At 31.0% G+C, this 14452-nt stretch carries 12 protein-coding genes; 2 read left to right on the top strand and 10 right to left on the bottom strand.

Translation table 11 applies throughout. From position 1 onward, the window contains the following. Positions 1-12 precede the first annotated feature (12 nt). Positions 13-1623: an Ig-like domain-containing domain gene (locus LACAL_RS06085; RefSeq protein ID WP_013869837.1), complete on the top strand. Its 1611-nt coding sequence runs from the start codon at positions 13-15 to the stop codon at positions 1621-1623. Here the strand turns inward: LACAL_RS06085 and LACAL_RS06080 are convergent. The 3 genes from LACAL_RS06080 to LACAL_RS06070 are packed head-to-tail and all read right to left on the bottom strand — an operon-like array spanning position 1607 to position 4057. Next, the gene (locus LACAL_RS06080) at positions 1607-2389 is read right to left on the bottom strand and encodes an amidohydrolase (protein ID WP_013869836.1); all 783 of its coding nucleotides are present in this window, start codon (positions 2387-2389) and stop codon (positions 1607-1609) included. The two genes, LACAL_RS06085 and LACAL_RS06080, sit on opposite strands and share 17 nt — an antisense overlap. Positions 2390-2392: 3 nt before the next feature. Next, positions 2393-2875 (bottom strand): hypothetical protein, encoded by a 483-nt coding sequence (locus LACAL_RS06075; protein WP_013869835.1) that lies wholly within the window; start codon positions 2873-2875, stop codon positions 2393-2395. Between the two features lie 39 nt (positions 2876-2914). After that, positions 2915-4057, bottom strand: a complete 1143-nt coding sequence (locus tag LACAL_RS06070; RefSeq protein ID WP_013869834.1) for a methionine aminotransferase — start codon at positions 4055-4057, stop codon at positions 2915-2917. 85 nt (positions 4058-4142) lie between these two features. On the opposite strand from LACAL_RS06070, the gene LACAL_RS06065 reads away from it, so the two are divergent. Continuing rightward, positions 4143-6233 carry a S46 family peptidase gene (locus tag LACAL_RS06065; protein ID WP_013869833.1) on the top strand — a complete coding sequence of 697 codons (2091 nt, stop codon included), beginning with the start codon at positions 4143-4145 and terminating at the stop codon, positions 6231-6233. 84 nt (positions 6234-6317) lie between these two features. Here LACAL_RS06065 and LACAL_RS06060 read toward each other — a convergent pair whose 3' ends face one another. From LACAL_RS06060 to LACAL_RS06030, 7 genes are all read right to left on the bottom strand, one after another. After that, positions 6318-7013: a LytTR family DNA-binding domain-containing protein gene (locus LACAL_RS06060; protein ID WP_013869832.1), complete on the bottom strand. Its 696-nt coding sequence runs from the start codon at positions 7011-7013 to the stop codon at positions 6318-6320. Further along, a complete protein-coding gene (locus LACAL_RS06055) occupies positions 7010-7693 on the bottom strand; it encodes a sensor histidine kinase (protein ID WP_237701013.1) in 684 nt (227 codons plus the stop codon). Before LACAL_RS06055 ends, LACAL_RS06060 begins: the two co-directional genes overlap by 4 nt. A 386-nt stretch (positions 7694-8079) precedes the next feature. Continuing rightward, positions 8080-9849: a DNA mismatch repair protein MutS gene (locus LACAL_RS06050; protein WP_013869830.1), complete on the bottom strand. Its 1770-nt coding sequence runs from the start codon at positions 9847-9849 to the stop codon at positions 8080-8082. A gap of 94 nt (positions 9850-9943) precedes the next feature. After that, complete coding sequence (locus tag LACAL_RS06045; RefSeq protein ID WP_013869829.1) at positions 9944-10690, bottom strand: succinate dehydrogenase/fumarate reductase iron-sulfur subunit; 747 nt, start codon at positions 10688-10690, stop codon at positions 9944-9946. Between the two features lie 10 nt (positions 10691-10700). Then, complete coding sequence (locus LACAL_RS06040) at positions 10701-12713, bottom strand: fumarate reductase/succinate dehydrogenase flavoprotein subunit (protein ID WP_013869828.1); 2013 nt, start codon at positions 12711-12713, stop codon at positions 10701-10703. A gap of 15 nt (positions 12714-12728) precedes the next feature. Continuing rightward, complete coding sequence (locus tag LACAL_RS06035; protein ID WP_013869827.1) at positions 12729-13415, bottom strand: succinate dehydrogenase cytochrome b subunit; 687 nt, start codon at positions 13413-13415, stop codon at positions 12729-12731. 153 nt (positions 13416-13568) lie between these two features. Next, positions 13569-14447 (bottom strand): hypothetical protein, encoded by an 879-nt coding sequence (locus LACAL_RS06030; RefSeq protein ID WP_013869826.1) that lies wholly within the window; start codon positions 14445-14447, stop codon positions 13569-13571. Between the last annotated feature and the right edge of the window lie 5 nt (positions 14448-14452).

The raw sequence follows: 14452 nt of genomic DNA, 5'->3' as shown, positions 1-14452 counted from the left end.
TAGATATTAAATATGCATAACAAACTTTTAAATTTATTACTTTTTATTGTTATACTAACTGTATTTGCTAATTGCGCAAATAGAGGAAATCCTACAGGAGGCGAAAAAGATGTTACGCCACCAAGTATCACTAAGTCTATTCCAGAAAATTACTCTACTAACTTTACAGGTAATGAAATTAAAATTTATTTTGATGAATATGTTAAAATGAAAGACATTAGTAAACAACTTATTGTTTCTCCACCAATGTCTACTCCTGCAGAAATTACGCCGCTTGGTACTGCAAGTAAATATATTACCATTAAAATTTTCGATACTTTAAAGCCTAATACAACTTATGCTTTTAATTTTGGAAACAGTATCGTGGACAATAATGAAGAGAACCCATTTATTTATTATCGTTATGTTTTTTCTACTGGAAGTTATATAGATTCTCTTTCTGTAAAAGGAAATATTAAAAATGCGTTAGAGCTAAAAACTGACGAATTTGTATCTGTAATGTTATATGAAAAAGATTCTACATACAACGACTCTACTATATACAAACAGTCACCAAGTTACATTACAAATACATTAGATAGCACAACAAACTTTACTATTGAAAACGTAAAGGCTGGCACCTATATGCTTCGCGCTTTAAAAGATGGTAATAGCGATAATAAGTTTCAACAAGGTCTTGATAAAATTGCTTTTTATGAAAAGCCAATAGTTGTACCAACAGACTCTGCTTTTTATGAATTAGAATTATTTACAGAAACTTTAGACTACAAAGCAACAAGACCAAAATTAGTTGCCGGAGAAAAAATAGCTTTTGGTTTTGAAGGCGATTATAAAGATGTAAAATTCGAAGTCCTTTCTCAAGTTCCAGAAGATTATAAATCACGAGTTATTAAAGATGCTAAAACCGATACTTTAAATTACTTCTACTCTCCAAAACTAGATGTAGATTCTCTAATATTTAAGGTTACAAATAACAAAACAATAGATACGTTTACGGTAAAAATTAAAGATAATTTAAAAGATTCACTTTTAGTTAAATCGCAACCTAGTAATGGTATTAAATTTAATGAAGATTTTAAACTTTCTGGCAACATTCCGTTTAAATCTATAGATAAAAGTAAAATTACTATCATGCAACAGGATTCTACTTTAGTTCCTTACACCACTGTTTATGATAGTCTTTCAAACACCTATAGTTTTAAATTTGAAAAAACCGAAGAAAACAATTACAAAATTCAAGCTTTGCCAAATGCATTAGTAGACTTTTTTGAAAACACTAACGATACTTTAAACTTTAGCCTAAGAACAAAAACAAAGTACAGTTATTATAACGCACAAGTAAATATTAAAAACGGAAAATTTCCATTAATAGTTGAACTAACAAATAAAGAAGGAGATGTTTTAGACTCTAAATATTTAACTGAAGCTAAGCCTTTAAACTTTTTATTTTTAGACCCTAAGGAGTACTATTTACGAGTTGTTTATGATACTAATAGCAATGGTGTTTACGATTCAGGAAACTACTTAAAAGGTATACAACCAGAGCGCGTAAGCTATTATAGTGATGTAATTAAAGGTACTGCTGGGTTTGATGAAATTATTACGTTTACATTATTAGATTAAAACTATCTTTATCGTTTAAAAACCCTAAATGTTTTCGGTTTTTTTCAATGTGACTTCTAGTAATTTCTACTATTTCTATGCCTTCTTTTTCAACAGGTAAACTTGTGATTTTTTCACCTAAAACATCGTACACAGCAGAATGTCCAGAATAGTCGTAATTATTAGCGTCTAAGCCTACTCTATTTACGCCTATACAATAACTCATGTTTTCTATAGCTCTTGCTTTTAAAAGTGCATCCCAAGCAGCTACACGACGTTTTGGCCAATTAGCAACATATAATATAACATCATAGTCTTGAGTGTTTCTTGCCCAAACAGGAAAACGCAAATCATAGCAAATTAAAGTGGCTAATTTCCAACCCTTATATTCTATTACTTTTTGTTTTTGTCCTGCAGTATATACTTTATGCTCACCTGCTAAAGTAAACGTATGGCGTTTATTATAATATTCTATATCTCCATTAGGTTTAGCAAAAAGTAATCTATTATAATAATTATTATTTTCTTTAATAACCACACTACCGGTTATAGCTGCGTTTGTTTTTGCTGCCAAATTTTTCATCCAGCTTACTGTTTCGCCTTGCATAGACTCGGCAACTACACTAGCATTCATAGTAAAACCAGTTGTAAACATTTCTGGTAAAACAATTACATCTACGGCATGATTTATATTTTCAATTTTATCACCAAAATTAATACGGTTTTGTACTGGGTTTTCCCATACTAAATTAGATTGTATTATTGCGACATTTAAATTTGCACTCATAAATTATAAGCGTTTTAAACGTCTTTGCGCTTTGGTTACTTTTTCTTTTAACTTAAGTAGCTTCTCATCCCACTTAGATAAATCATCAAGTTCTATTTTTCCTTTTTTTTGTAAACTAGCAAATCGTTTTTGCTCTTTTTCTAATTTACTTTCGGCTTTTTTTAAGTTAGTTCTTGCCTTTTCTATTTTTTTTGCTTTTGCCTTTTCCTTTTTAAGTTTCTTTTCGGCAATTTTTTGCTTTCGTTTAGCTTTTTCTTGTTCTCTTTCTGCTTTTTTTAAAGCTTCCTCTTGTTCTTTAAGCCTATTAAAACGTGTAATAATTTCTTCTTTTGCAGCATTGGTTAACTGCTCGGTTTGCTCTTCTCCTGCTTTATAAACTTTATTGTTTTTTACGGTATAAATTTCGTTATTATAATCTACTTCTTGAGCAGTTACAAAACTAACTCCAAGGCATAATAACAAGCCTGTGATTTTTAATATTCTCATTAATTAATTGTTATAAAATTCTATTTCTAATATACTAATTTATATTTTATTTAAAATTTCTGCTGCTTGTTTTAGTGTGTCTTCGGTTTTAGCAAAACAAAAACGCAAAACTTTATCATCTCTGTTATTATCGTTAAATACAGATAATGGAATAGATGCTATTTTATTTTCAATTGTTAATCTTTTAGCAAAGTCTACATCATACGCTGTAGTAATATTAGAAAAATCTAACACTTGAAAATACGTCCCTTTTGCAGGAACAAATTTAAATCTTGATGGTGCAATTAAATTTAAAAACAAATCGCGTTTGTCTTGATAAAACTGTGAGAGTTCTAAATAACGATTAGGTATTTTTAAATATTCTGCTAATGCTTTTTGCATTGGGTGGTTTACGCTAAACACATTAAATTGATGTACTTTTCTAAACTCATCCATAAGCACTTTAGGCCCACAACAATATCCAAGTTTCCAACCTGTATTGTGAAATGTTTTACCAAAAGATGCTGTTATAAAACTTCTAGATTTTAAATTAGGAAACCTACAAATACTTTGGTGTTGTACACCATCAAAAATAATATGCTCATATACTTCGTCACTTAAAATTATACAGTTAGAATTTTTTGTTATGTGCTCTAATGCCGCCATATCTTTTTCAGAAAAAATAGAACCGCTTGGATTTTGAGGTGTATTTATTATTATAAGTTTTGTTTTGTTTGTAAATAGAGATTCTACCGTATCCCAATTAACACTATAATGTGGTGCTTCAAGTTGTATTGATATTGTTTTACCTCCATTAATTTCAATTGCTGGCTCATAACAATCATAAGCAGGACGAAATATTATAACTTCATCTTCTGGTTTTACAAAGGCAGAAATTATAGTATAAATCGCCTGTGTTGCTCCTGCGGTGACTGTAATTTCGGTATCTGGTTTGTAACTTGTACCATACAATAAATCAAATTTATTTGCTATCGCTTCACGTAAGTCTAAATTACCAGGCATTGGTGCGTATTGGTTATAACCAGAATGCATTGCTTTTGTTACTAATTCTTTTAATTTATTATCGCTATTAAAATTAGGAAAGCCTTGCGATAAATTTATTGCATCATGTTTATTAGCCAAAGCACTCATTACAGAGAAAATAGTGGTGCTTACATTTGGGAGTTTAGATTGGTGTTTCATATAAATTAAATATAGTTAAATATTGTAATTTCATTATTCATTTAACTAATTTTTATATTTTAGTCCATCATAAAAAATTTGCTATATGAAATTCTTAAAACTCTTAATTGTATTACTAACAATCAACGTTTCTGCCCAACAAGGAGGTATGTGGATACCTTCACTTTTAGAAGGTATGAATGAAGATGAAATGACCAATCTTGGAAGTAAATTAACTGCAAAAGACATTTACGATGTTAATAATTCCAGCCTAAAAGATGCTATTGGCCATTTTAATGGCGGTTGTACCAGTGAAGTAATTAGTGATCAAGGTTTAATATTAACAAATCACCACTGTGGATTTAGCCAAATACAATCACATTCTTCTTTAGAAAACGACTATTTAAAAGATGGTTTTTGGGCAATGAATTTAGAAGACGAATTACCAAATAAAGGACTATACATTGAGTTTATTGTAAGTATTGAAGATGTTACATCTAAAGTTTTAGCTGGTGTAACAGAGACTATGTCTGAAAAAGAAAAGCAATCTACAATAGATAAAAATAGTAATGCAGTACAAAGTGCTACTGTAAAAGAAGATTGGCAAGACACAAAAGTAAAATCGTTTTATAAAGGCAATCAATACTTTTTATTTATTACCGAACGTTTTGAAGATATTCGTCTAGTTGGTGCTCCGCCAACAAGTATTGGTAAATTTGGTAGCGATACAGACAACTGGGTTTTCCCAAGACATACTGGTGATTTTTCTATGTTTCGTATTTATGCCGATGAAAATAACAGACCTGCAAAATATAGTAAAAATAATAAGCCATATAAACCAAAACATTTTTTACCAATCTCTTTAGATGGTATCGAAGAAGGTGATTTTACATTAGTTTTTGGTTTTCCTGGTCGTACCAATGAATATTTACCTGCTGTAGCTATAGAGCATATTACAAAAGAATTTAACCCAAGTAATATTGCTATTCGTGAAGCCGCTTTAAAAGTGATTGATGCAGGAATGAAAGCCAGTGATGATGTACGCATAAAATATGCTTCTAAACAAGCTAGAATTGCAAATGCATGGAAAAAATGGATTGGCGAAAATTTAGGAATCGAAAAAAGTAACGCCGTAGCCGAAAGACGAAAGTTTGAAGCTCAATTTACAGAAGCTTTAAAACAAAAAGCTTTAACTGGAAAATACGGAAACATTTTACCAGAGTTTGATGCACTTTATAAAGATTTTTCTGCAGTAAACATTAAGCGTAGAAACTTTATAGAAGTTTTTATTGTTACTAACGAACTAATGCAAATGACTTTTAGAGCATACCAACTTGAAGCTGCTACAGAAGCAGACGAAGCTAACTTTGAACGTGCAAAAAAAGCTTTAGTAACAAGATTAAAAGGTATACACAAAAATTACGATGTAAATATAGACAAAGGTGTTTTTGAAGCTGTAATGCCATACTATACCAAAAATGTAAACGCTTTAATTTATGGAGAAACAGCATTTACGAACTTAGACACTGCCTTAAAGTTATTAGAAGGTAAACCAAAAGATGTTTTAAAGAAACTAAATAAAGATGCTGCTTACAAATACGCTAAGCCAATGATAGAAGATTACTACACTAATATAGATAGTGAGTTTAAACAAAAAAACGAAGTAATTACTGCATTACAAACTAAGTACATGACAGCTTTAATGGAAGTGTTACCAGATGAGCGTTATTTTCCAGACGCCAACAGTACACTACGTGTAACCTATGGCCAAGTAAAAGGTTACTCGCCTAGAGATGCTGTTTACTATAAACCTGTAAGTTATCTAGATGGTGTTATAGAAAAATATGTGCCTGGAGATTACGAATTTGATGTACCCAAAAAACTACTTGATTTATACGAAGCAAAAGATTATGGACAATATGCAGATGCTAATGGAAAAGTGCCGGTTTGCTTTTTAGGAACCAACCATACAACAGGAGGAAACTCTGGAAGTCCTGCTATTGATGCTCATGGAAATTTAATTGGACTAAATTTTGATCGTGTTTGGGAAGGCACAATGAGTGATATGAACTACGATCCAGAAATTTGTAGAAACATTATGGTTGATGCTCGTTATGTACTATTTATTGTAGATAAGTTTGCTGGCGCTACAAGATTAATTGATGAAATGAAATTAGTACACCCAAAAAAGAAATAAAATTAAAGTGTGCTTATTATTACACGATACAATACTTATTTGAAAAAGAAAAACTAAAATAAGTTTTGTATCGTGTTTTTATTTCTACCCAATCTTTAATCTTTTCAACAGGTTTTGCTTATATGTTCTACCAATAGGTAATCTATTTGCCAAAACATAAATTTCGTTTCCTGTAATTTTATCTACAAATTCTTTATTGATTATAAACGACTTGTGAATTTGTATAAAATTATTTTCTGGTAATTTTTCTTTCCAGTTTTTAAGTGAGTCTATAAACGAAAGTTTTTGTGTATTTGTTACTATAGTCACATAGTTTCGGTCACTTTCTACATAAACTATTTTGTTTACTATAATTTTATGATGTGTTTTATCTACATTTAAAAACAAGGTTTCACTACTATTTTCTTCTGTTGTTCCTTCTATTTTTTTAATAAATTTTTCAGCTTTATTTACAGCTTTTAAAAAGCGGCTAAATGCAAAAGGTTTTACTAGATAATCTGCAATAGTTTCTAACTCAAAACTACTTACTGCATAATCTGGATAGGCTGTTGTTATAATAATTACCGGAGGATTTTTTATAGTTTTTATAAAGTCCATACCAGAAATATCTGGCAAATTAATATCTAAAAAAACAACATCTACTTTTTCATTTTTTAAAAACAAATTAGCCTCTATTGCTGCTTGAAAGGTCCCTTTTAATTGAAGGTTTGGTAACTTACCTAAAAAGTTTTTTAAAATGTTTTGAGCCGGAATCTCGTCTTCTATTATTATGCAAGTCATGTTAAATTAAGTTTTAAGTTGACTGTGAATTTTTGAGATTTACTAATAGAGAATGTATAATTATCTTTATATATTAAGTTTAAACGCTTCTCTAAATTTTGTAAACCTATTTTAAAGCTTATAGTTGATACTTCTTCTTTATTATAATCGTTACTACATATACATTCTAAAACCCCATTTTTTTCGACTATTGTTATGTTAATATCACTATTTAAACTACTATGTTTAAATGCGTTTTCTATTATGGTTATAAACAACAGTGGTGCTATCTCTTTACTTTGGGATTCTATTGTAGTGCTATAAAATATTTGCTTTACTCCTTCGGTTCTTATACGTTGAAATTTAATATAATTATCTAAAAACTGTAATTCTTTGGCTAACGAAATGGTTTTAGCATTACTTTCATACAGAACATGTTTTAGATTTTCAGACAACATTAAAATGAGCTCTGGTGTTTCCTGAGGTTTTTCAATAGCATACGAATAAATGGTATTTAGGTTATTAAAAAGCACATGCGGATTGATTTGAGATTTTAAAAATTTGAGCTCCATTTCAGCATGTTCTTTTTGTATTTTTTCTATTTCTGTTTGTTTATCTATGTAACGATATAATACCCATACAAAAGAGAAAAATATTAATGGAACTAATGTTTGCCATAAGTAATCACTAAGGCATTTCATTATAGAACACCCACATTTTGTAAATACATTGCAATATAATTGTGTTGCTAAAAATGATATAATTACAAAAACAAATACATACGGTATGTACCATTTTTTCTTAACAAAATATGGTAATAGTAAAAAGTTATTAGTGTATACAATTACAACTAAAATAGATAAATACTGCAAAAAAGGATTTTCTCTCCAATAATATTGAGAAAAAACAAACAAGGAAACCAATACAAAAAGTAGCCAAAAAAGTATATGAACTAATAGTTGAGAACCGTGTTTTTTTATTAAAGATTGTTTCACTTTAGAAAATTAGGAAGAAATACCCTATTTATCAAAAAAGGAGTACAAAAACCGTGTTTAAGTGTACAAACCACTTTTATATTAAAATGCTTTTAAACAATTTCCATTTTCTTTAGTAAAAAACTAGCATTCATATTTTGACAAACACCTTTTTTAAAGGTATAATCGAAATATAATTCATCATCGATTATTTGTGCATCAAAATAATAGTTTTTTACTTCTTCAAGTTCTTTTTCAATTTCACAAAGACTTAAATCGTGCGTTGCTATAATTCCTGTAGCATTACTAGCTACCAACTTTTCTACAAATTTTCTAGAACCAATAGCTTTATCTGTACTATTTGTTCCTTTTAATATTTCGTCTAGAATTATAAAGTAACGGTCTGTTTTAATAGCATCCACAATATATTTTAGTCTTGTTAGCTCTGAGAAAAAATACGAACTATCATCTGCCAGAGAATCACTTGTTCGCATACTAGTAATAAGTTTTACTGGCACATAATCGCTAGATTTTGCACATACCGGCAAACCACAATTTGCCATTACAATATGTAAAGAAACTGTGCGTAAAAAAGTACTTTTACCAGCCATATTAGCACCAGTGATAATAAAAAATTGTTCGGTTTCTATATTAAAATTGTTATCTACACGTTTTTCCGTTTTTAATAACGGATGCCCTAAATCTATTACCGTTGTTGTATTTTTAGATTCCAAAATTTTTGGAAACACATAACCTTGATGATTAAAAGCATAATTGCCTAAGCTATTATACGCATCAAAAAAAGTTACAACATCAAACCATTGCCCTACTTTAGCTTTGTAGGTTTCAATCCATTGCTCTATTGTATAACTATTTTTTATATCTGTAAGAAAAAAGCCATTGCCAAAAATAGCAGATATAAGATTGTTTCTATTATCTAAACTATCCATTGCTTTTGAAAATTCAATTAAAATAACTGATGCTTTTTTGCCTTCTAATTGAATTGCGTGTTGTTTATTTTTAAGCAAAGAAGCGTTAAAAGTTTCTGTTTCAATTGCATTAAGTAATTGTGAATATTGCCTAAAAGTATCACGAATTTTACTTGTTTGTGCTGCTAAATTATTAATACTTTTTAAATACTTACCTGTTATTGCCAAACCTAATAACAACCAATATCCTACAAATGCTACAGGAATTATTTTTGCTATACTTAATCCTACAATTATTATTGTTAGTATAGAAAATAGTAGCGGTAACTGTTTTATTTTTTTTGGAAGAAATGACTTATGGTTTTGTAACCAATTTATTATTTGCTCTGGTTTAGTTTCTACTTCAATTAAACCTGCAGTAGCCTCAAAATTCTGGCGCCATTCTGGCTTAGAAGATAATTCTTTAATAGCATACTGCCTATCTTCAATATTATTAATATCATTAGCTTTCAAGCTATTTGAAAGCCTTAAAGCTCCTACTTTTGTTGCTGTTCTATTTATAAACTGAAAAAAAGAACCACGACCAAATAAGTCTATATCTAAAGCATAATTATGGTTTGGATCTTGAAATTCTAAACCGTCATTTCGATGATAAAATTCTCCTGAAGCTATTTTTAATTCTTCTTCATTTATATCTACTATGGCTTTTTTTAAGCTATAAGCTGCCTTTAAGCTTGTATGTTTAGATAATAAATAAACAAATAAAATCACACCAAATAAACCGCAAATTACTGCTATTTGCCAATTATTAAAAGTAAAATACACAAGTAAAGCTGTAGCTAAAAACACTACTATACGCGCTGTACTTAAGGCTGTTAATTGTTTATAAATTTTAGAAACCTCGGCTTTATACTTAACTAATTGTGCTTTATAATATGTTATAGAATCTTGCATTAAAAATATATTGTAATTAAAATTAATAAAAAAAACCCAAGCAAATTAGCTTGGGTTTTTTTTATAAAAATTATCCTTTTAAATAAGGTGTTTATTATCCTTTTAAGCTAGCAGCTAAATACTCACGATTCATACGTGCAATATTCTCTAAAGAAATCCCTTTTGGACATTCAACCTCACAAGCTCCTGTATTTGTACAGTTACCAAAACCTTCTTCATCCATTTGCTTAACCATGTTTAATACACGGTCTGTTGCTTCTACCTGACCTTGTGGTAATAGTGCAAATTGTGATACTTTAGCTCCAACAAATAACATGGCAGAAGAATTTTTACAACTTGCTACACAAGCTCCACAACCTATACATGTTGCTGCACTAAAAGCATCATCTGCATTTTCTTTATTAACTGGTATTGCATTAGCATCAATTGTATTTCCTGATGTGTTTACAGAAATAAAACCACCTGCATGTTGTATACGATCGAAAGAACTTCTATCTACAACTAAATCTTTTATTACTGGAAAAGCTTTTGCTCTAAATGGTTCTATAAAAATAGTGTCACCATCGTTAAACATACGCATGTGTAACTGGCATGTTGTAACACCACGATCTGGACCGTGCGCTTCACCATTAATGTATAATGAGCACATACCACAAATACCTTCGCGACAATCATGATCGAAAGCTACTGGTTCGTCTCCACTATTAATTAGTTGTTCGTTTAAAACATCTAACATTTCAAGGAATGACATATCTGGAGAAATATCGCTAATTTTATAATCAACCATTTTCCCTTTATCGTTAGCGTTTTTTTGACGCCATATTTTTAACGTTAAATTCATAGCTTCCTTATTATTTATAACTTCTTTGTTTTAATTCTATATCATTGAACTCTAACTGCTCTTTATGCAAAATAGCATCACTAGGCTCTCCTTTATATTCCCAAGCTGCAACGTAAGCAAAGTTTTCATCGTCTCTTTTTGCTTCGCCTTTTTGCTCACCATCTAACTCTACGGCGTCTTCTCTAAAGTGTCCACCAGCAGATTCTTCTCTATGTAAAGCATCTTTTGCGAACAACTCTCCTAATTCTAAGAAATCTGCTACACGTCCTGCTTTCGCTAATTCTTCGTTTAACTCATCACTAGAACCTGGTACACTAACTTCTTTCCAGAATTGCGCTCTTAAAGCTTTAATTTCTGAAATAGCTTCAGTTAAACCTTGTACATTTCTAGACATACCTACTTTGTTCCACATGATTTTTCCTAATCTCTTATGGAAATAATCTACAGAATGTTGTCCTTTATTAGTTACAAAAAACTCAATTTTCTCACGCACTTCTTTTTCTGCTTCTTCAAATTCTTTTGAGTCTGTTGAAATTGGGCCAGTACGGATATCGTTTGATAAGTAATCACCAATAGTATATGGTAACACAAAATAACCATCTGCTAAACCTTGCATTAACGCAGAAGCTCCAAGTCTGTTTGCACCGTGATCTGAGAAATTAGCTTCTCCAATACAGTATAAACCAGGAACGGTTGTCATTAAATTATAATCTACCCAAACACCACCCATGGTGTAGTGTACTGCTGGATAAATCATCATTGGCGTATTGTATGGATCTTGATCTACAATTTTCTCATACATTTGGAATAAGTTTCCATATTTATTTTTAACGACCTCTTGCCCTAATTTTTTAACTAAAGCAGCATCATTTACATCTAAATGTCTAACTGTTGCCTGCTCTTTTCCATAACGCTCTATTGCCGAAGCAAAATCTAAAAATACAGCTTCACCTGTTGCATTAACACCATAACCAGCATCACAACGTTCTTTTGCTGCACGAGAGGCAACATCACGTGGTACTAAGTTACCAAAAGCTGGATAACGACGCTCTAAATAGTAATCTCTATCTTCTTCTGCTAAATCTTTTGGTTTTAATGTTCCTGCTTTAATAGCTTCAACATCTTTCATGTGTTTTGGCACCCAGATACGTCCATCATTACGTAATGACTCTGACATTAACGTAAGTTTAGATTGGTGATCTCCAGAAACCGGAATACATGTTGGGTGAATTTGTGTATAACATGGGTTTGCAAAGTAAGCGCCACGTTTGTGTGCTTTCCAAGCTGCTGTAACATTACTTCCCATTGCGTTTGTTGATAAGAAGAATACGTTTCCATAACCACCAGTTCCTAAAACAACAGCGTGTGCTGAGTGTCTTTCAATTTCTCCAGTAATTAAGTTACGCGTTATAATGCCTCGAGCCTTTCCATCAACTTTTACAACGTCAAGCATTTCATGACGATTGTACATTTTAATTTTACCACGACCAATTTGACGGTTCATAGCAGAATACGCTCCTAACAATAATTGTTGTCCTGTTTGTCCAGCTGCATAAAAAGTACGAGATACTAATACACCACCAAACGAACGGTTATCTAATAATCCACCATACTCACGTGCAAAAGGAACACCTTGAGCCACACATTGGTCGATAATATTTGCTGAAACCTCTGCTAAACGGTATACGTTAGCTTCACGAGAACGGTAATCTCCACCTTTTACAGTATCATAAAACAATCTGTAAGTTGAATCTCCATCTCCTTGATAGTTTTTTGCTGCATTAATTCCTCCTTGTGCCGCAATAGAGTGTGCACGTCTTGGAGAATCTTGGAAGCAAAACGCTTTTACGTTATAACCTAGCTCTGCTAAAGTAGCAGCAGCAGATCCACCTGCTAATCCTGTACCAACAACAATAACATCAATGTTACGTTTGTTAGCAGGGTTAACTAAGTCTATATGATTTTTATAATTAGTCCATTTGTCTGCAATTGGACCTTGAGGTATTTTAGAATCTAAAGCCATATTTAGATGTGTTTTTTAGTGAGTAAAGTGATGAAATAATGCTATGAAAACAAATCCTAATGGAATAATGATAGCATATGCTTTTCCAAAACCTTGTAAACTTTTAGTGTATTTATTATTCATTCCTGTAGATTGGAATGCAGAGCTAAACCCATGTAAAAGGTGAAGCGCTAAGAAAATAAATGCGATACAGTATAAAACAACTCTCCATATATCTACAAATTTATGGTGTAACTCTTCCCAGTATCTAAAACCGCTATTTACGTTATCTGGATCTATAAGTCCACTCATATCTCCTTTAAAGTATTTTACGTTAATTTCTGGAGCCCAAAAATCGTAAAAATGAAGACCTATAAACGCTAATATTGCTAACCCACTCCAAATCATGTTTCTACTCATCCATGATGAATTTGCAGAACCATTGTTTTTAGCGTAGCTAATTTGTCTAGCATTTCTGTTTCTTATTTCTAGCACAAAACCCATTACAAAGTGAAAAATCACTCCTAAAATTAAAACAGGTTGCAACACGTATTGAATTAACCAAAACGTTCCCATAAAATGAGAAACATTATTAAATGTATCTTCACTAAAAACAGAAAGCAAATTGATGGTAAAGTGTTGTAATAAGAAAATCATAAGAAAGAGTGCCGAAAGTGCCATAGCAAACTTTCTTCCTATTGAAGAATTTAAAATTCCGCTCATTATATTTGTAGTTAAAGTATAGTTACTACAAAGATACAACGCAAACGCTTTCGCAACAAATTTTAAAACTTTTTTGTACTATTTAGAATGGGTTTAAGTAACAAGTGTTTTATTACTAAAATTATATAACAAATCGTTTATAATACACGTTTTTTACTCTATTGAAAGGCTTGGTATAATTCCTCGAAGTCCCATATCTACAACTTGCTCTCCTGCACTAGGTTCATATTTACCATCTATATTAACTTCCGTCCACTCAAAGCTATTGTTAGTTGAAAATGAAAACGTAACTACAATATCACTTGTTTCGCTACCAGTAATCGTTAATCCATTTTCAAAAGATCCTGTAACAACACATGAACCTTGAGGAACTGGCGAAGAATTAAATAGTGGGTTTGGAACTGTTGTTGCTCCTTCTGGTGCTTGGCCTTGAATTGTTAATCCTAAAGTTTCAAAAGCCCAAAAACCTTGTAATTTATTTTCGTTTACTATAATATTACTTCCGTTTAAGTTAAAACTTGAGATATAATTATTATAACCAACAAAACTGGCTAGCGTGCCTTGGTACTCATTACCATTTTCAGCTAAAAAATTTATAGCTCCTTCTTGATAAGCTAAAGATACTCTAACCCATTCATAATAACCTTGGCTAACTTGACTTAAAGGAATACTTAGAAATGTCTCATTATCGCCTGCAAATATTGCATTTTTAAAATCTATAGCAACTTCGCCGCCTTGAGTTGTTTCGTTTCCGGTAAAAATAATTTCACCGTCTCCTAAAAGTGTATTTACCGTTGGTGCAAATTCAATATAATTAGCACTCATTTTTTCAAAATTTGGTGATTGCGCAGCATTTCCTGCTGAAATGACAGCTGGTTCTCCAAAGTTATTTAAACGTTCTTGAGTTGGATTAAATTTAAATTTTATTATAAGATTAGGCTCTGTAGTATTATTAATTATTTCTTGATTACTGTCACTGCTACAAGAATAAAACAATGTAACTATTACTACTAAAACTGATAAATTTCTCATTATTG

Origin of the sequence: Lacinutrix sp. 5H-3-7-4, assembly GCF_000211855.2 — a bacterium.
Taxonomy (GTDB): domain Bacteria; phylum Bacteroidota; class Bacteroidia; order Flavobacteriales; family Flavobacteriaceae; genus Lacinutrix.
The sequence above is the reverse complement of the archived record's forward strand: the minus strand, read 5'-3'. Positions and strand labels throughout refer to the sequence as shown.

What these genes read in the sequence shown, in the direction of transcription:
- LACAL_RS06085 (WP_013869837.1), top strand. Translation starts at nt 13, where the DNA reads ATGCATAACAAACTTTTAAATTTATTACTTTTTATTGTTATACTAACT.
- LACAL_RS06080 (WP_013869836.1), bottom strand. Translation starts at nt 2,389, where the DNA reads ATGAGTGCAAATTTAAATGTCGCAATAATACAATCTAATTTAGTATGG.
- LACAL_RS06075 (WP_013869835.1), bottom strand. Translation starts at nt 2,875, where the DNA reads ATGAGAATATTAAAAATCACAGGCTTGTTATTATGCCTTGGAGTTAGT.
- LACAL_RS06070 (WP_013869834.1), bottom strand. Translation starts at nt 4,057, where the DNA reads ATGAAACACCAATCTAAACTCCCAAATGTAAGCACCACTATTTTCTCT.
- LACAL_RS06065 (WP_013869833.1), top strand. Translation starts at nt 4,143, where the DNA reads ATGAAATTCTTAAAACTCTTAATTGTATTACTAACAATCAACGTTTCT.
- LACAL_RS06060 (WP_013869832.1), bottom strand. Translation starts at nt 7,013, where the DNA reads ATGACTTGCATAATAATAGAAGACGAGATTCCGGCTCAAAACATTTTA.
- LACAL_RS06055 (WP_237701013.1), bottom strand. Translation starts at nt 7,693, where the DNA reads ATGAAATGCCTTAGTGATTACTTATGGCAAACATTAGTTCCATTAATA.
- LACAL_RS06050 (WP_013869830.1), bottom strand. Translation starts at nt 9,849, where the DNA reads ATGCAAGATTCTATAACATATTATAAAGCACAATTAGTTAAGTATAAA.
- LACAL_RS06045 (WP_013869829.1), bottom strand. Translation starts at nt 10,690, where the DNA reads ATGAATTTAACGTTAAAAATATGGCGTCAAAAAAACGCTAACGATAAA.
- LACAL_RS06040 (WP_013869828.1), bottom strand. Translation starts at nt 12,713, where the DNA reads ATGGCTTTAGATTCTAAAATACCTCAAGGTCCAATTGCAGACAAATGG.
- LACAL_RS06035 (WP_013869827.1), bottom strand. Translation starts at nt 13,415, where the DNA reads ATGAGCGGAATTTTAAATTCTTCAATAGGAAGAAAGTTTGCTATGGCA.
- LACAL_RS06030 (WP_013869826.1), bottom strand. Translation starts at nt 14,447, where the DNA reads ATGAGAAATTTATCAGTTTTAGTAGTAATAGTTACATTGTTTTATTCT.